The sequence below is a fragment of the Kitasatospora indigofera genome, from assembly GCF_014655955.1.
Lineage (GTDB): Bacteria > Actinomycetota > Actinomycetes > Streptomycetales > Streptomycetaceae > Kitasatospora > Kitasatospora indigofera.
In genome coordinates this window covers 202390-218545 of record NZ_BNBO01000002.1, presented here as the reverse complement: position 1 = coordinate 218545, position 16156 = coordinate 202390, and the positions used below count along the sequence as shown (strand labels likewise).

22 protein-coding genes are annotated in these 16156 nt (G+C 74.3%); 3 read left to right on the top strand and 19 right to left on the bottom strand.

Going from position 1 to position 16156, the window contains the following annotated elements:
• Window position 1 precedes the first annotated feature (1 nt).
• From IE329_RS02975 to IE329_RS02925, 12 genes are all read right to left on the bottom strand, one after another.
• Window positions 2-433, bottom strand: coding sequence for a hypothetical protein (locus tag IE329_RS02975; protein ID WP_190209177.1), 432 nt, complete (start codon window positions 431-433; stop codon window positions 2-4).
• Window positions 434-605: 172 nt separating this feature from the next.
• A complete protein-coding gene (trpA, locus tag IE329_RS02970) occupies window positions 606-1418 on the bottom strand; it encodes a tryptophan synthase subunit alpha (RefSeq protein ID WP_190209176.1) in 813 nt (270 codons plus the stop codon).
• Window positions 1415-2647, bottom strand: a complete 1233-nt coding sequence (gene trpB, locus IE329_RS02965) for a tryptophan synthase subunit beta (protein WP_190209175.1) — start codon at window positions 2645-2647, stop codon at window positions 1415-1417. The genes trpA and trpB overlap by 4 nt, the downstream gene beginning before the upstream one ends.
• Window positions 2648-2696: 49 nt before the next feature.
• Window positions 2697-2954 (bottom strand): tryptophan biosynthesis modulator TrpM, encoded by a 258-nt coding sequence (trpM, locus tag IE329_RS41985; RefSeq protein WP_373311046.1) that lies wholly within the window; start codon window positions 2952-2954, stop codon window positions 2697-2699.
• A 9-nt stretch (window positions 2955-2963) separates the two neighbouring features.
• Window positions 2964-3776 (bottom strand): indole-3-glycerol phosphate synthase TrpC, encoded by an 813-nt coding sequence (gene trpC, locus IE329_RS02960; RefSeq protein ID WP_190209174.1) that lies wholly within the window; start codon window positions 3774-3776, stop codon window positions 2964-2966.
• A 248-nt stretch (window positions 3777-4024) separates the two neighbouring features.
• Window positions 4025-4468 (bottom strand): DUF2752 domain-containing protein, encoded by a 444-nt coding sequence (locus IE329_RS02955; protein WP_190209173.1) that lies wholly within the window; start codon window positions 4466-4468, stop codon window positions 4025-4027.
• 93 nt (window positions 4469-4561) lie between these two features.
• Complete coding sequence (locus IE329_RS02950; RefSeq protein WP_190209172.1) at window positions 4562-4819, bottom strand: HGxxPAAW family protein; 258 nt, start codon at window positions 4817-4819, stop codon at window positions 4562-4564.
• Window positions 4820-5049: 230 nt separating this feature from the next.
• Window positions 5050-5697: a TIGR02234 family membrane protein gene (locus tag IE329_RS02945; RefSeq protein ID WP_229927127.1), complete on the bottom strand. Its 648-nt coding sequence runs from the start codon at window positions 5695-5697 to the stop codon at window positions 5050-5052.
• Between the two features lie 29 nt (window positions 5698-5726).
• Window positions 5727-6242, bottom strand: coding sequence for a Uma2 family endonuclease (locus IE329_RS02940; protein WP_268257246.1), 516 nt, complete (start codon window positions 6240-6242; stop codon window positions 5727-5729).
• Between the two features lie 108 nt (window positions 6243-6350).
• A complete protein-coding gene (locus IE329_RS02935) occupies window positions 6351-7862 on the bottom strand; it encodes an anthranilate synthase component I (protein ID WP_190209349.1) in 1512 nt (503 codons plus the stop codon).
• A gap of 172 nt (window positions 7863-8034) precedes the next feature.
• The gene (gene hisI / locus IE329_RS02930) at window positions 8035-8409 is read right to left on the bottom strand and encodes a phosphoribosyl-AMP cyclohydrolase (protein WP_190209170.1); all 375 of its coding nucleotides are present in this window, start codon (window positions 8407-8409) and stop codon (window positions 8035-8037) included.
• 71 nt (window positions 8410-8480) lie between these two features.
• Window positions 8481-8951, bottom strand: coding sequence for a hypothetical protein (locus IE329_RS02925; RefSeq protein ID WP_190209169.1), 471 nt, complete (start codon window positions 8949-8951; stop codon window positions 8481-8483).
• Between the two features lie 155 nt (window positions 8952-9106).
• Here IE329_RS02925 and IE329_RS02920 point away from each other — a divergent pair, with 155 nt between their 5' ends.
• Window positions 9107-9673 carry a hypothetical protein gene (locus IE329_RS02920; protein ID WP_190209168.1) on the top strand — a complete coding sequence of 189 codons (567 nt, stop codon included), beginning with the start codon at window positions 9107-9109 and terminating at the stop codon, window positions 9671-9673.
• A gap of 96 nt (window positions 9674-9769) precedes the next feature.
• On the top strand, window positions 9770-10429 hold the full coding sequence (locus tag IE329_RS02915; protein WP_190209167.1) for a TIGR03085 family metal-binding protein: 660 nt from the start codon (window positions 9770-9772) through the stop codon (window positions 10427-10429).
• Window positions 10430-10469: 40 nt separating this feature from the next.
• Here the strand turns inward: IE329_RS02915 and IE329_RS02910 are convergent, their stop codons facing one another.
• Window positions 10470-12047, bottom strand: coding sequence for an IS1182 family transposase (locus tag IE329_RS02910; RefSeq protein ID WP_190209348.1), 1578 nt, complete (start codon window positions 12045-12047; stop codon window positions 10470-10472).
• Between the two features lie 161 nt (window positions 12048-12208).
• Here IE329_RS02910 and IE329_RS02905 point away from each other — a divergent pair, with 161 nt between their 5' ends.
• Window positions 12209-12682: a YfbM family protein gene (locus tag IE329_RS02905; protein ID WP_190209166.1), complete on the top strand. Its 474-nt coding sequence runs from the start codon at window positions 12209-12211 to the stop codon at window positions 12680-12682.
• A gap of 101 nt (window positions 12683-12783) precedes the next feature.
• Here the strand turns inward: IE329_RS02905 and hisF are convergent, their stop codons facing one another.
• From hisF to hisB, 6 genes are read right to left on the bottom strand one after another with little or no spacing between them, the layout of a single operon-like run.
• On the bottom strand, window positions 12784-13563 hold the full coding sequence (gene hisF, locus IE329_RS02900) for an imidazole glycerol phosphate synthase subunit HisF (protein ID WP_190209165.1): 780 nt from the start codon (window positions 13561-13563) through the stop codon (window positions 12784-12786).
• The gene (locus IE329_RS02895; RefSeq protein WP_190209164.1) at window positions 13560-13991 is read right to left on the bottom strand and encodes a RidA family protein; all 432 of its coding nucleotides are present in this window, start codon (window positions 13989-13991) and stop codon (window positions 13560-13562) included. Before IE329_RS02895 ends, hisF begins: the two co-directional genes overlap by 4 nt.
• Window positions 13988-14713: a bifunctional 1-(5-phosphoribosyl)-5-((5-phosphoribosylamino)methylideneamino)imidazole-4-carboxamide isomerase/phosphoribosylanthranilate isomerase PriA gene (priA, locus tag IE329_RS02890; RefSeq protein ID WP_190209163.1), complete on the bottom strand. Its 726-nt coding sequence runs from the start codon at window positions 14711-14713 to the stop codon at window positions 13988-13990. The genes IE329_RS02895 and priA overlap by 4 nt, the downstream gene beginning before the upstream one ends.
• A gap of 21 nt (window positions 14714-14734) precedes the next feature.
• Window positions 14735-15370, bottom strand: a complete 636-nt coding sequence (gene hisH, locus IE329_RS02885; RefSeq protein ID WP_190209162.1) for an imidazole glycerol phosphate synthase subunit HisH — start codon at window positions 15368-15370, stop codon at window positions 14735-14737.
• 21 nt (window positions 15371-15391) lie between these two features.
• Window positions 15392-15544, bottom strand: a complete 153-nt coding sequence (locus IE329_RS02880) for a hypothetical protein (protein ID WP_190209161.1) — start codon at window positions 15542-15544, stop codon at window positions 15392-15394.
• Window positions 15541-16152, bottom strand: coding sequence for an imidazoleglycerol-phosphate dehydratase HisB (hisB, locus tag IE329_RS02875; RefSeq protein WP_073921906.1), 612 nt, complete (start codon window positions 16150-16152; stop codon window positions 15541-15543). The genes IE329_RS02880 and hisB overlap by 4 nt, the downstream gene beginning before the upstream one ends.
• Between the last annotated feature and the right edge of the window lie 4 nt (window positions 16153-16156).

Sequence of the window (16156 nt, the reverse complement as noted above, 5' to 3'; positions counted from 1 at the left end):
GCTACGCCCGGTCGGTGGCGCCGCCGTCGGTGGGCCCGGTGCCGTCCTCGGCGGGCGGCGCGGCGTCCCCGGCGTCCTCGGCGGGCGCGGGGGCGTCCGCGGGACGCACCACCTCGACCTCGACCTCCTGGTCGGCGCCGTGGGTCCGGCGCCAGTGGCGCCGCCAGGCGGTCACGGCGGCGCGCACGGTGGCGTAGAGCGCCTCGACCGCGACGCCCTCGGCCACCCGGAAGCAGAGTTCGGTGAAGAGTTCGCCGCTCTTGGTGCGGCGCCGCTGCTCGGGGTCGCCGAGCCGGCGCTCGGCGGAGCCCTGCCCGGTCGACTCGCGCTCCAGCCAAAGGTCGAGGCTGGCGACCGCCGCCCGGAGGTCCCCCTCCGGCTGCGTGCCGTGCGCGACTCTGACCACGATCTCCGCTGCCTGTGCGGCCGCCATTGCCATCCTCCCCCGCCGGGGCGCGTCCACCGCGCCCCTGGGACGACTATGCATCAGGCAGCGGCCGTCGCGACAGGCCCGGGAGCGAACTCGGCGGCGCACCGCGGACGGCCCGTCAGCCCACCTGCGGGGCAGGGGCGCTGACGGGCCGTCGGTGCGGTGCGGGTGGCGGCTACCGGCGGCGGACGCCCGCCGCGAGTTCGCCGGCCAGGGTGCGGACGGCGGCCAGCGCGGCCTCCTCGTCCCCGGCGGCGTCCAGGATCCGCTGGACGAAGGCGGAGCCGACGATCACGCCGTCGGCGAAGCCCGCCACCTGGGCGGCCTGGTCGGCGGTCGAGACGCCGAGGCCGACGCAGACCGGCAGGTCGGTGGTGGCCCGGGTGCGGGTGACCAGGTCCTCGGCGAGGGTGCCGACCTGGGCCCGGGAGCCGGTCACGCCCATCACCGCGGCGGCGTAGACGAAGCCGGTGCCGGCCGCGGTGACCTCGGCCAGCCGCGGGTCCTTGCTGCTCGGGGCGACCACGAAGACGGTGTCCAGACCGTGCTCCCCGGCGGCCTTGCGCCACTCCTCGGACTCCTCGACCGGCAGGTCGGGCAGGATGCAGCCCGCTCCCCCGGCGGCCGCCAGGTCGGCGGCGAACCGGGCGGTGCCGTAGCGGTCGACCGGGTTCCAGTACGTCATGACCAGCACCGGGGCGTCGGTGGCCGAGGCCACCTCCCGCACGGTGCGCAGCACGTCCTTGATCTTCACGCCGCCGCGCAGCGCGATGTCGTCCGCGGTCTGGATGGTCGGGCCGTCCAGCACCGGGTCGGAGTGCGGCAGGCCGACCTCGACGATGTCGCAGCCGCCGTCGATCAGCGCGCGGACGGCCTTGATGCCGCCCTCGACGCTGGGGAAGCCGGCCGGCAGGTAGCCGATCAGGGCCGCCCGGCCCTCGGCCTTGGCGGCGGCCAGGGTCTCGCTGAGCTTGGAAGCCACGGTCACTTACCGCCCTTGTCGTCGTAGAGGCCGAAGTACTGGGCGGCCGTGTGCATGTCCTTGTCGCCGCGCCCGGAGAGGCTGACCAGGATGGTGGCCTCCGGGCCGAGCTCGCGGCCCAGCTCCAGGGCGCCGGCCAGCGCGTGGGCGCTCTCGATGGCGGGGATGATGCCCTCGGTGCGGGACAGCAGGCGCAGCGCCTGCATCGCCTGGTCGTCGGTCACCGGGCGGTACTCGGCCCGGCCGGTGTCCTTGAGCCAGGCGTGCTCCGGGCCGATGCCGGGGTAGTCCAGGCCGGCCGAGATGGAGTGGCTCTCGATGGTCTGGCCGTCCTCGTCCTGGAGGACGTAGCTGCGGGCGCCGTGCAGCACGCCGGGCTCGCCCTTGGTGAGGGTGGCCGCGTGCCGGGGGGTCTCGACGCCCTCGCCGGCCGCCTCGCAGCCGATCAGCCGCACGCCGGCGTCCGGGATGAACTCGTGGAAGATGCCCATCGCGTTGGAGCCGCCGCCGACGCAGGCGACGACCGCGTCGGGCAGCTTGCCGGTGCGCTCGATCACCTGCTCGCGGGCCTCGACGCCGATCACCCGGTGGAAGTCGCGGACCATCATCGGGAACGGGTGCGGGCCGGCCACCGTGCCGAACAGGTAGTGGGTGTTGTCGACGTTGGCGACCCAGTCCCGGAACGCCTCGTTGATGGCGTCCTTGAGGGTGCGGCTGCCGGACGTCACGGCGACGACCTCGGCGCCGAGCATCCGCATCCGGGCGACGTTGAGCGCCTGGCGCTCGGTGTCGACCTCGCCCATGTAGATGGTGCAGTCGAAGCCGAACAGCGCGCAGGCGGTGGCGGTGGCCACGCCGTGCTGGCCGGCGCCGGTCTCCGCGATGATCCGGGTCTTGCCCATCCGGCGGGTCAGCAGGGCCTGGCCCAGCACGTTGTTGATCTTGTGCGAGCCGGTGTGGTTGAGGTCCTCGCGCTTGAGCAGGACGCGCGCGCCCCCCGCCTCGGCGGAGAAGCGGTGGACGTCGGTGAGCGGGCTGGGGCGGCCGGTGTAGTCCTTCAGCAGCGCGTCCAGCTCGGCGGCGAACGCCGGGTCGGCCTTGGCCTTCTCGTACTCCTCGGCGACCTGCTCGACGGCGGCGACCAGCGCCTCCGGGATGAAGCGGCCGCCGTACGCGCCGAAGTAGCCGCGGGCGTCGGGCACCTGGGCGCCCGGCAGGTAGTCCTTCTCGGACATGGTGGAAGTCCTTCTCGGTGATGACTGCAGTGACGTGGAAGGGCTGTGCTCAGCCGTACGTCCTGCGCCATCGGCGCCCCTGCACCTGACCGGGCTCGCAGCCGATCACGTACCGCACCCGCCGCCCCAGCACCCGGCGCGCGGGCGCGCGGCAGCCGCGCGGGCGGCAGCCGCTGCGGAGCGCGCCGCCGAGCCGCAGCGGGGGGTGGGGGTCACGACCGAGGAGCGAGGTCGTGGCACCCGGCCGCGGCGGGATCGGGGCAGCCCCCGGCCCCTGGACGGGGGCGGGGCGGGTGGCGGGCGGCATGGTCGCGGGTCAGCCCCGGCCGGTGTTGCGCAGCGCGGGGTGGGCACCGGCCGCGACCAGGTCGGCGACGGCCGCCTTCGGGTCCTTGCCGGTCACCAGGGACTCGCCGACCAGCACCGCGTCGGCGCCGAGGTTGGCGTACGCGATCAGGTCGTGCGGGCCGCGGACACCCGACTCGGCCACCTTGACGATGTGCGCCGGGATGCTGTCCACCACGTTGCCGAAGGTGTTGCGGTCCACCTCAAGGGTCTTGAGGTTGCGGGCGTTCACCCCGATGATCTTCGCACCGGCGTCGACCGCGCGGGCGATCTCCTCCTCGTCGTGCACCTCGACCAGCGGGGTCAGGCCGATCGACCCGGCGCGCTCGATCAGCGACACCAGGGCCGGCTGGTCGAGGGCGGCGACGATCAGCAGCGCGAGGTCGGCGCCGTGGGCGCGGGCCTCCCAGAGCTGGTACGCGGTGACGATGAAGTCCTTGCGCAGCAGCGGGGTGTCGACCGCCGCCCGGACGCTGTCCAGGTCGGCGAGCGAACCGCCGAAGCGGCGCTGCTCGGTCAGCACGCTGATCGCGGCGGCACCGCCGGCCGCGTAGTCGAGCGCCAGGGCCGCCGGGTCCGCGATCGCGGCCAGGGCCCCCTTGGAGGGGCTGGAGCGCTTGACCTCGCAGATCACCCGCACCCCGTCGCCGCGCAGGGCGGCCACGCCGTCCTTGGCGACGGGAGCCTTGGCGGCGAGCTCCTTGAGCTGGTCCAGGGAGACCTGGGCCTGCCGCTCCGCGAGGTCCGCACGGACCCCGTCGATGATCTCGTCGAGCACACTCACGCGGGCGCCCCCATCATTCTGCTAGTTCTGCGAGCTAGGAGCCGGGTGACCCGCGGGTCCTCCCGGCCTGGCAGTCCAGTCGAGCCGACGGCTGCGGTTCACACAGAGCGGTGAGGATTCTGTGCTCATGTGCCCCCGTTGGCACTTCGATGGTATCGGCACCGGGGAGCGCGGGGCGCATCCGCCCGGCGCGCGTCTCGCGGAGCGGACCGCCCCGCCCGCATCGCGGGCGGCCGCCGCTACCCGCCTCAGACCCCCGGCGGCGCCAGCCCGGCGCCCACCGGCAGGTTCCGCAGGGCCATGAAGACCACCAGCAGCAGCCCCAGCAGCACCGCGCGCCGGCCGTCGACCGTGACCACCGGGGCCCGGCCGCCGGTCAGCACGGCCCACACCCAGCGGAGCCAGAGCACGGCCAGCAGCGCGGCCAGGGCGACCACCAGGACGTTGTCGTGCGCGGCGGTCAGCAGGTCCCCGTGGCTGAGCGCGTGCACGCAGCGCAGGCCGCCGCAGCCCGGGCACCACCAGCCGGTGGCCTGCAGCAGCGGGCAGGTGGGGTAGTGGCCGGGGGCGTTCGGGTCCACCGAGGCCACGTACAGGGTGGGCGCGGCCAGCGCGGCCAGCGCGCCCAGCGGGCGGCCGAGGCGGCGCAGCACGGAGGGGCGCGGCGCGGGGGCGGCGGGAGCGGCGTTCACCCGGACGATTCTGCCCCCGCCGGACGTCCGACGGGGGCGAAGCGGCAGCGGGCGTGGCGCGCCCGCCGGACCGCCGGTGTCTGCGGCGGCGCCTCAGGCGGCGACGGCGGTCTTCTTCTCGGCGCCGACGGCGGCCGGGGCGTCCTCGTAGTGCGGGCTGGGCTGGCGGCCCATGCCGGCGATCGACATCGCCTTGCCGACCACACCCGCGAGCAGGACGACCGCGAGGCCGGCCCAGACCAGGAGCACGTTCGGGATGATCATCGCGACGCCGCTGACCGTGAAGCCGATGAAGGCGATGGTCACGCCGGTCCAGGCGGCGGGGGTGTGGCCGTGTGCTGCTGCCGACATCTGATGCTGCTCCTTGGTTCTCCGGGGTCCGGCCGGGACTGCGGTGTCGTGGCAGGCCCGGGGGCTCCTGGCGGGTTGTCGTAGTCCATTGTGCCGGGCGGCCGCGCCCCGCCCCAAAGGGGGGCGGTTGTCTATCGGCTCACAGTCCCCGCCGGGCCGGTCCGGCCTGCGGGGTGCGCCGGCGGGGAGGTGGGCCGGCGGGGGTGTTCCGGCGGGCGGGCGGCCGGGGCTCAGCCCGCCGTCGGGTCCTCGCCGCGGTCCAGCGCCTTCCACAGGTCGGCGGGGGTGTCCCCGGCCTTGACGGGCGCCTTGCGGGTGGGGGCGTCGTAGCGGCTGCCCATGCCGGGCCAGTCCCGGCCGAAGCGGACGGTCAGCAGCCCGGCGAGCGCGATCAGCAGGCCGCCGGCCAGCGCGAGCCAGGGCCAGACGCTGTGGCCGACCTGCTCGGCCTGCGCGCCGGCCAGCGCCAGCTTGCGGGCCGCCTCGGTGTGCAGCGCGGAGGCGTCGCCGGCGTTCACGGCGGCGCCGGCCGCCACGCCGAGACCGGCCAGTGTCATCAGCACGCCGACCGCGATCCGCCCGGCGCCGCGCACCGCGAAGACGGCGACGGCGGCGGCCAGCGCGGCCAGCGCCAGGCCGGTCGGCAGGCCCGAGACGGTGCTGCCGGTCACCGAGACGTCCAGGGTGCCCCCGGTGACGCCGGCGACCTTGCCGGTGGCCCAGACCCGGCTGACGGCGGTCAGCACCAGGACGGCGCCGAGCACGGTCAGCAGCAGCATCGGCCCGAGGGTGCGCCGGCCCGAGGGTGCGGGACGCTCGGCGACGCCGGGTCCAGGCGTGCGGGGTTCGGCCGTCCGGGGTTCAGGGAGTGCGCTCACCCGTCCAGTGTCTCCCGGGCACGAACCGCTCAGGCCCCCGGGGTCGGCCCGGGCGGGGCGCCCTCGACCGGGAACCCGGCGGTCTCGACCACCAGGGTGCGGTCCGCCAGCGGCAGGTACAGGTCGTTCCCGAACGGCACCCGCTCGGCCTCCCGGTACCCCCCGGTGCGCTGCGGGTCGCTGTGCACCGTGCAGACCGCCTCGACCGGGTCGACCACGACGCAGAGCGGGACACCGCCCTCCGCGTACGCCCGGAGCGCCCTGGCGAACTCGTCGCCCTGGTCGGGCCTGGGCACCACGTCGAGCACGGCCTCCAGGTCGCTCCCCCGGTAGCGGCCGCGCCGGTCCGGGCCGGCCCCCGGGGCCACCACCGCCAGCGCGGGGACGAGGCCGCCGGGAACGGACGGGAGGTCCACCGCGACGTCCGGGAGGATCTCCCCGCGGCCGGCCAGCTGCGACTCGATCTGCGGCGCCGCACCGAGGACCACCTTCGACCGGCTGATGTCCTGAGGCGCCATGATGACCTTCCCGTCCGTGGTCTGCACCTGGTGGCCGCGGCGGAGCCGGCGCCCGCCGGCGCCTCCCGGGCGGGCCCCGCGGTCAGCGCGGCCGGGCCCGACCGCTCCCGGTGCGGCTCGACGTCCCCGCGCCTCTCACGATAGCGGCGCGCGCAGGGTGTTGGCGGTGGCCACGGCGCGCAGCACGGCGGCGGCCTTGTTGCGGCACTCGGTGTCCTCGCTGTGCGGGTCGGAGTCGGCGACCACGCCGGCACCGGCCTGCACGTACGCGGTGCCGTCGCGGAGCACGGCGGTGCGGATGGCGATGGCGGTGTCGGAGTCCCCGGCGAAGTCGAGGTAGCCGACGCAGCCGCCGTACAGCCCGCGGCGGGTGGGCTCCAGCTCCTCGATGATCCGCATCGCGCGCGGCTTGGGCGCGCCCGACAGGGTGCCGGCCGGGAAGCAGGCGGTGAGCACGTCGAAGGCGGTCCGGCCGGGGGCGACCTCACCGGTCACGGTGGACACGATGTGCATCACGTGGCTGTAGCGCTCGACCGACATGAAGTCGACCACCTCGACGCTGCCCGGCGCGCAGACCCGGCCGAGGTCGTTGCGGCCGAGGTCGACCAGCATCAGGTGCTCGGCCCGCTCCTTGGGGTCGGCGAGCAGCTCTGCGGCCAGGTCGGCGTCCTCCTGCGGGGTGGCGCCGCGGTGCCGGGTGCCGGCGATCGGGTGCACCATCGCCCGGCCCTCGGTGACCTTGACCAGCGCCTCCGGGCTGGAGCCGACCACGTCGAAGCCGCCCTCGGCGCCGCCGTCCGGGCCGGGGAACCGGAACAGGTACATGTAGGGGCTGGGGTTGGTGGTCCGCAGCACCCGGTAGACGTCCAGGGCCGAGGCCGGACACGGCGCCTCGAAGCGCTGGGACGGCACCACCTGGAAGGCCTCGCCGGCCCGGATCCGCTCCTTGATCTCCTCGACGGCGGCCCGGTAGGGCGCCCCGCCGAAGGGCGAGACGGCCTCGGCGGCGGTCGGCGTGAAGGTCGCCAGGCCCGGGTCGACCGGCTTGAGCAGCTCGGCCTCCATCGCGTCCAGCCTGGCCACCGCGTCCGCGTAGGCCTCGTCGACGCCGCTGGCCAGGTCGTTGTGGTTGACCGCGTTGGCGATCAGCAGCACCGTGCCGTCGGAGTGGTCGAGCACCGCGAGGTCGGTGGCGAGCAGCATGGTGAGCTCGGGCAGCTTCAGGTCGTCCGGGGTGAGCTCCGGCAGCTTCTCCAGCCGGCGGACCACGTCGTAGCCGAGGTAGCCGACCAGGCCGCCGGTGAGCGGCGGCAGGCCCTCGGTGTGCCGGGGGGTGTGCAGGGCCTCGACGCTCGCGCGCAGCACCTGGAGCGGGTCGCCGGTGACCGGGATGCCGACCGGCACCTCGCCGTGCCAGCGGGCGTTGCCGTCGGGGCCGGCCGTGAGGGTGGCGGCGCAGCGCACGCCGACGAAGGAATAGCGGGACCAGCTGCCCTGCTCCGCGGACTCCAGCAGGAAGGTGCCGGGGCGCTCGCCCGCCAGGCTGCGGTAGAGCCCGATCGGGGTGAGGCCGTCCGCGAGGAGCCGGCGGGTGACCGGGATGACCCGGGTGTCTACGGCGAGCTTGCGGAAGGCGTCGAGGTCCATGGGCGGCGGCACCGGTTCCTGTGTGGCGCCCTGCGGGGCGCGGACGGGGGCGAGGCGGAGGTGAGGCTGGGGGACGGGCTACGGGCCAGGGGTCACGCGGGCTGCGGGCTCCCCGGGGCTGCGGGCGGCAGGTGCGGGTGACCGGCCCGAGGGGCCACGGGCTGGGGAAAGGTTAGCGAGTGACCGGCAGCACGTCGGCGTCGAAGCAGGTCCGCTCGCCGGTGTGGCAGGCCGCGCCGACCTGGTCGACCTTGACCAGCAGGGTGTCGCCGTCGCAGTCCAGGGCGACCGACCTGACGTGCTGGAAGTGCCCGGAGGTGTCGCCCTTGACCCAGTACTCGCTGCGGCTGCGGCTCCAGTAGGTGCAGCGGCCGGTGGTGAGGGTGCGGTGCAGCGCCTCGTCGTCCATCCACCCGAGCATCAGCACCTCGCCGGTGTCGTACTGCTGCGCGATGGCCGGCAGCAGGCCGTCGGCGGTGCGCTTGAGACGGGCGGCGATGTCGGTGGCCAGGGCGGTGCTGCCGGGGGCGGCGGGTGTGGTGGACATGGTCCCCATTCTGTCAGCCCGCGTGCCGGGCCCCTCGGCAGCACCGCCCGGACGGCGTCCCGGACGCCGGGTCAGGCGGGCGGCTCGCAGCCCGCGGGCCAGATCTCGTGGACGTACAGGCCGGCCCTGCGGGCCAGGGCGGCCACCCGGGCGGGCCCGGTGCCGGGCGCGCCGTCCCAGACCGCGATCACCTCGTCGACCATGCCGACCAGGGCGGTGGCGGTGTCGTCCCCGAGCCCGCCGTGCGCGACCGGCGCCAGCCGGTGGACGGCGTTGGCCTCGTTCATCAGCCGCAGCCGGGTGCTGCGGTGGCTGTCGCCGACCGTCGCGAAGACCGAACTCCCGCCGGGGACGATCACTTCCAGCTTGCCGCCGTGGTCCAGGACGCACTGCGCGAACCAGCTCTCCGGCCCTTCTCCGGCACAGCTGACACCGACCAGTTCGTACGGGCCGAAGGTGGTGACCAGCTTCCAGAGGTCGCCGCGTACGAGCATTTCGGTGATGCCCGAAAGCCCTTGGTACCCGGTGATTCCGACGCGCATCCACAACTCCTGGGAACGTGTCGTGCCGCGGCCAGCCTATGCCACCGCGCCGGGCCGCCGGTACGGGCGGAACATGCTCCCGCGCCGGGCCGCCGGTACGGACGATTTGTGCGAACCGCCTGCCGGGAGGCGGTCCGGTGGGCCATTCTCGGGGCATGAGCACCGAGCCGCCGCCCGCCGCCGCCTCCCGACCGCCCCGGGGCCTGGTCCTCGCCGTCGCCGCCGTCCTGGTGCTGCTGCTCGGGGTGACCGCCACCGTGCTGCTCTGGCCCGAGCACCGGCCGGTGGCGCTGCCGCCGCCGGCCCCCTCCCCCACCGTCAGCACGCCCGCCCCGGCGCCGACCCCCACCCCGACGCCCACCAAGGTGCTGCCGTACCCGTTCTTCCCGGTCGGCACCTGCCTGGACCACCCGCAGCTGAGCAAGGTGATCACCAAGTCCGAGGCGCGGCCCTGCGAGGGGTCGCACGACGCCGAGTCGGTCGCCAACGTCCTCCTGCCGGAGGGCCTGACCAGCGACAGCCAGATCGGCCGCGCACTGCGCGAGGCCTGCGCCCCGGCGGTCGACGCGGCGGAGAAGCGGCAGGGCGGCGGCGGACCGTTCTACGGGTTCCCGCTCGGGCCGTACCTCGCCTACTACCAGCAGGGCATGCGGGACGGCACCTGCACCCTGGCGGTCAGCAACAAGCAGGGCGGCACCAAGCTGACCGGGCAGCTGCGTTGACCGGACGCCGGCCCGGCGGACGCCCCGGCCGGCGGACCGGCGGCGGACCGGGCCGGGACGCCCCGGAGCCGGCCGCCCCGGCGTAGGGTGAGCGCCATGTCGAACCACGCCCGTACCGAACGCCTGCGCCTGGCCGAGCTGCTGACGGCGGCCGGCCCGGACGCGCCGACCCTGTGCGCCGGCTGGACCACCCGGGACCTCGCCGCCCACCTGGTGCTGCGCGAGCGGCGGATGGACGCGGCGGCGGGCATCCGGCTGCGGGCGCTGGCCGGCTGGACGGCCCGGGTGCAGGCAGGCCTGGCACGGCGGCCGTACGAGGAACTGGTGCGGATGTTCCGGTCCGGGCCGCCGCTGCTGTCGCCGTTCGCGCTGCCGGGGGCCGACGAGGCGGCCAACACGGTCGAGTACTTCGTGCACGCGGAGGACGTCCGCCGGGCGGGCCCGTGGGAGCCGCGCGAGGTGTCCCCGGCGATGTCGGCGGCGCTCTGGCGCCGGCTGCCGCTGGTGGCCCGGCTGGAGGCGGCCCCGAGGACGCCGGTGCGGCTCGGGCTGCGCTCGGTCGGCCAGGGCCGGATCGAACTCGGCCCGGCCGGCGGCGACTACGTCGAAGTGATCGGCGAACCTGGCGAGTTGGTGCTGTTCGCGGGCGGCCGCGGGGCCCGCGCCGAGGTCGAGGTGGAGGGGTCCGAGGAGGCGGTGGAGGCGCTGGCGAAGGCCCTCCCGCTGCCGCCCGGCACGGTCGGCGGCTGCCGCTAGAAGGCTGATGAAGATCTTGGTGTGAGCCCGGCTGCCGCCGTCAGGCGGTGGCCGGGATCTGCCAGGTGGTGCCGTTGTGGGTGAGTCCGAGGTTGATCAGTGTCCGCAGGTTGAGGGCGGCGGCGCGGGTGTGGAGCCAGGCGTTGTTCTTGATGGTGCCGATGTGTCGTAGCCGTCGGTTGCCGTGGGCGACGAGCCAGGCGACGGCGCGTTCGACGGGTGGCCGCCAGCGTCGGTAGGCGGCCTGCCAGTCGGGGTCGGTGGCTGCTTGCCGGCGCGCGGCGGCGAGCAGGTCGTGATGGGGGCGGACGGTGACGATCCGCCCGGACTTGGCGGTGCTGCACCGCTGACGCAGCGGGCAGCCGGTGCACTGGTCGGTGAACACTGCCTTGCGCTGCATCCTCTGCCCGGACGGCCCGGCCAGGGGGACGGTGTGGTCGGCCGGGCAGGTCACCGTGCCGTCCTCGGTGTCGATGACGAAGTCGTCGAGGCCGAACCCGCCCACCACGGCGGTCCTAAGCGGGGCGGGCTTGAGGAACAGCCGGTGCCCGGCCTGCTGTAGCGCCTGGCGGGTGTGGCCGGTGGAGTAGGCGGTGTCGCCGAACGCGTCCACGGGCTCGTCCTCGTCCGCGAGCAGGTCGAGCGCGGCACTCGCCTCATGGTGGTCGCTGCCGCTGCCGGGCGTGAGGGCGACGGCGGTGAACAGGCCGGTTTCGGGTTCGACGGCCAGGTGGGCCTTGTAGCCGTCCTGGTAGTGGCTGCGGGTCTTGTGGACGTGCCGGGTGTCGGGGTCGACTGTGGAGAGGACCCGGTCCGAGGCGGTTCCCCGGGTGAGGCGCCAGCGTCCGTCACGGCCGTCGGATTGGTCGGCGGGCTCGACGTCCTGCCCGGCGACCAGGGCCAGCAGGCCGACCGCGTTCGCGGCCTTCTCGCCGAGCTGCTGGTCGGGCAGGTGGCCCAGCAGCCTGAGCGCGTCGCCGACCAGTGCGTCGACGAGGTCGGCGCGGGCCTGCTCGTCGTTCCAGGCGATGCGGGGCTTGCCCGGGTCGGTGTAGTCGTGGGCGGTGCACTGCGCGGCCGCGACCCGGTCGGCGCCGGGGACCTCGCGAATCACCGCGCGGACGGCGGCGATGAGCTGGGTGACGGTGTCCTGGGTGGCGACCGCGTCGTCCAGCACGGTGGAGTCCAGCGCCCGCCTCTGGCGTCCTTTCAGCACGCCGGTCGCCTTCACGACCTCACGCACGGCCTCGAACACCCGGTTCGGCGAGCCGGAGCGGGCAAGACGGCGGCGGAAGTAGGCCAGCAGCGACGAATCGAACGCGGTGTCGTGCAGGCCCAGCCCGCAGGCGGCCTTCCACCGCAGGTCGCAGCGCAGTTCCTGGACCGTCTCGAAGTCGGACAGGCCGTGCAGGGCCTGCAGCGTGATCGCCGCGGCAAGGACCTGTGGCGGCATGCTCGGCCGGCCGTTCGCTGACGGATACATGTCCGCGAACATCGCCGCCGGGAACAGCCGTCCCCGGTGCTCGGCCAGGAACGCGAACACGCTCCCTGCCGGGATCAGGTCCCGGCAGGTCTCCCAGACGTCCGGCCCGACCGTCTCCCCGGCCCATTCCCCCATCGCCACGAAACGAGTCTGACCCCACCACTCACGCGGTGGGGCCAGAACCCAACATCTTCATCAGTCTTCTAGGCCCTGTCACAGCCCCGTGGCACACTCGCCGCCGGTGCGCCTCCCGGTGCGCCGGTCTCGATCACGGGGGGCTTCCCATGGGCACGGTCATGTCGTTCACAGCCTTGACGCCGCAGCAGCTGGAGCGGGCCACCGAGGACCCGGACCGGGCCGGGGAGTTCCTCGACGCCCACTACGACCACGACGGTGAGGACGGCATCGCGCCGGAGGCGTTCGGCGGGTACCTGGACAAGGCCTGGGCCGGTGTCCAGTTCCTGCTGGACGCGGCGGACGCGACCGTCGAGCTGGACCAGGGCGGCTACCCGATCGACGACAAGGGCCTCAACGGCTGGACCGTCGAGGACGTGCGGCGGACCGCCGGGCAGTTGCGGGAGCTGCCCTGGGAGCGGCTCGCCGAGCACTACGACCCGGTCCGGATGACGGAGCGGGCGGTGTATCCCGGCGTCTGGCAGTCCGACCCGGAGGGCGAACTGGAGTACCTGCGGGTGCACTACGCGGTCCTGGTCGCGTTCTTCGACGACGCGGCCCGCGCGGGCTCCGCGGCGATCCTGCAGTTCGGCTGAGCGGCCGGCGCGGGTGCGGCGCGGCACCGAGGCGCCGCACCGCACCCGCCGGAGTCCCTCGCGCCACGGTCGGGCCCGGCGGCGGCCCACCGCGCCCGTGCTCAGTGCGTCCGGCGGACGGGGTGCCCGGCCTCCCGCAGCGCGTCCTTGACCTGGCCGATCCGCAGATCGCCGAAGTGGAAGACGCTGGCGGCCAGCACCGCGTCGGCCCCGGCCTCGACGGCGGGGGCGAAGTCGGCGAGCTTGCCGGCGCCGCCGGAGGCGATCACCGGGACGGCGACGGTCTTGCGGACGGCCGCGATCATCTCCAGGTCGTAGCCGTCCTTGGTGCCGTCGGCGTCCATCGAGTTGAGCAGGATCTCGCCGGCGCCCAGCTCCGCGGCCCGGCCGGCCCACTCGACGGCGTCCAGGCCGGTGCCCCGGCGCCCGCCGTGGGTGGTGACCTCGAAGCCGGAGGCGGTCTCGGTGCCCTCGGGGCAGCGGCGGGCGTCCACCGACAGCACCAGCACCTGGCGCCCGAAGCGCTGCGCGATCTCCCGGATCAGCTCGGGGCGGGCGATCGCGGCGGTGTTGACGCCGATCTTGTCGGCGCCGGCCCGCAGCAGCTTGTCGACGTCCTCGACGGCGCGGATGCCGCCGCCGACGGTCAGCGGGATGAAGACCTGCTCGGCGGTGCGGCGCACCACGTCGTAGGTGGTCTCCCGGGAGCCGGAGGAGGCGGTGATGTCGAGGAAGGTCAGTTCGTCGGCGCCCTCGGCGTCGTAGAGCTTGGCCATCTCGACCGGGTCACCGGCGTCGCGCAGGTTCTGGAAGTTGACGCCCTTGACCACCCGGCCCGCGTCGACGTCCAGGCAGGGGATCACACGTACAGCGAGGGTCACGGCTGTTTGCCTTCCAAAGTGCTTGCGAGCCCGGCGCGGTAGGCCTCCAGCTCGATCTCGACCATCATCCGGGAGTCGATCAGGCCCTCGACCACGACCATGGTGGCGACCGGGCGGGCGGCGTCGAAGAGCTTCTTGTGGGCCCGGCCCACCTCGTCGGCGTCGCGCACGTGCGTGATGTACATCCGGGTGCGGACGACGTCGTCCGCCGTCAGACCGTACGCGGCGAGGGCTCCGAGGCCCACGCCGAAAGCGGCGAGCGTCTGCTGGTACGGGTCGCCCTCGTGCTCGATCTTCCCGTTCACCCAGGCGGTGGTGCCGGCCACCAGGACGGTGTCGCCCGCCGCCACCGCCCGCGAGTAGCCGAAGTCGTCCTCCCAGGGGGAGGCCCCGGCCAGCTTGCCGCGTACGATCTGACGATCTGTCATGACACGGCCTCCAGGGCCTCTTCGAGGGTGAACTTCTGCTCGTAGAGTGCCTTGCCCACGATGGCGCCCTCGACACCTTCGGGGACGAGGGTGGCGATGGCCCGCAGGTCGGCCAGCGAGGAGACCCCGCCGGAGGCGACCACCGGGCGGTCGGTGGCGGCGCAGACGTCGCGCAGCAGCTGGAGGTTGGGGCCGGTGAGGGTGCCGTCGCGGTTGACGTCGGTGACCACGTAGCGGGCGCAGCCCTCGGCGTCCAGGCGGGCGAGCACCTCGAAGAGGTCGCCGCCGTCCTTCGTCCAGCCGCGGCCCTTCAGGGTGGTGCCGACCACGTCCAGGCCGACCGCGATCCTGTCGCCGTGCTCGGCGATGACCTTGGCGACCCACTCCGGGGTCTCCAGCGCGGCGGTGCCCAGGTTGACCCGGCGGCAGCCGGTGGCCAGCGCGGCGGCCAGGGTGGCGTCGTCGCGGATGCCGCCGGAGAGCTCGACCTTGATGTCGAGGCGCTCGGTGACCTCGCGGACCAGGGCGCGGTTGTCACCGGTGCCGAAGGCGGCGTCCAGGTCGACCAGGTGCAGCCACTCGGCGCCGGCGCTCTGCCAGGCCAGCGCGGCGGCGAGCGGCTCGCCGAAGGAGGTCTCGCTGCCGGAGGCGCCCTTGACCAGGCGGACGGCCTGGCCGTCGCGGACGTCGACGGCGGGGAGGAGTTCGAGGCGGTTGCTCATGGAGTTGCAACTCTCCGGATGTCAGAGGGTGTTGACCCAGTTGGTCAGCAGGGCGGCGCCGGCGTCGCCGGACTTCTCGGGGTGGAACTGGGTGGCCCAGAGCGGGCCGTTCTCGACGGCCGCGACGAACGGCTGCCCGTGGGTGGCCCAGGTGACCAGCGGGGCGGCGATGTTGTCGTTGGTGACCTGGAGCTCCCAGTGGCGCACGCCGTAGGAGTGCACGAAGTAGAAGCGGCTGTCCGGGTCCAGGCCGGCGAACAGCCGGCTGCCCTCGGGGGCGTCCACGGTGTTCCAGCCCATGTGCGGGACGATCGGCGCGTCCAGCGGCTCGACGGTGCCGGGCCACTCGTCGCAGCCGGCGCTCTCCACCCCGTGCTCGACGCCGCGCTCGAACAGGATCTGCATGCCGACGCAGATGCCGAGCACCGGGCGGCCGCCGGCCAGCCGGCGGCCGATGATCACGTCGCCGCGCACCGCCTTCAGCCCGCGCATGCAGGCCTCGAAGGCGCCGACGCCGGGGACGAGCAGGCCGTCCGCGTCCAGGGCGGTCTGAAAGTCCGAGGTCACGGTGACGTTCGCACCGGTGCGCTCGACGGCCCGCTGGGCGGAGCGCAGGTTTCCCGACCCGTAGTCGAGGACCACCACGTTCTTGGCCATGAAGGTTGTCGTCCAGTCTCTCTAGAGGCGCATGACGCCGGAAACGAGGCACAGCGCCGCACCGATCGCGAGGACCGCGACCAGGCTCTTGGACTGCTTCTGCTTCCAGAACGAGTACACGCCGCCGGACAGGAACAGCCCGGCGATGATCAGGAGTGTTGCGGCCTTGCTCACAGTGCGCCCTTGGTCGAGGGGAGGATGCCCGCCGCGCGCGGGTCGCGCTCGGAGGCGTAGCGCAGGGCACGCGCGAGGGCCTTGAACTGGCACTCGACGATGTGGTGCGCGTTGCGACCGTACGGGACGTGGATGTGCAGGGCCACCTGCGCCTGGGCCACGAAGGACTCGAAGATGTGCCGGGTCATCGTGGTGTCGTAGCTGCCGATCATCGGCGCCATCGACTCCGGCTCGGTGTGCACCAGGTACGGACGGCCGGAGAGGTCGACGGTGACCTGGGCCAGCGACTCGTCCAGCGGGACGGTGCAGTTGCCGAAGCGGTAGATGCCGACCTTGTCGCCGAGCGCCTGCTTGAAGGCGGCGCCGAGCGCGAGGGCGGTGTCCTCGATGGTGTGGTGGGTGTCGATGTGCAGGTCGCCGGTGGTCTTCACGGTCAGGTCGAAGAGGCCGTGGCGGCCGAGCTGGTCGAGCATGTGGTCGTAGAACCCGACGCCCGTGGAGATGTCGGTCTTCCCGGTGCCGTCGAGGTTGATCTCGACCAGGACCGAGGTCTCCTTGGTGGTGCGCTCGACCCGGCCGGTGCGGGCACCGTCGTTCTTCGCGGACATAGGG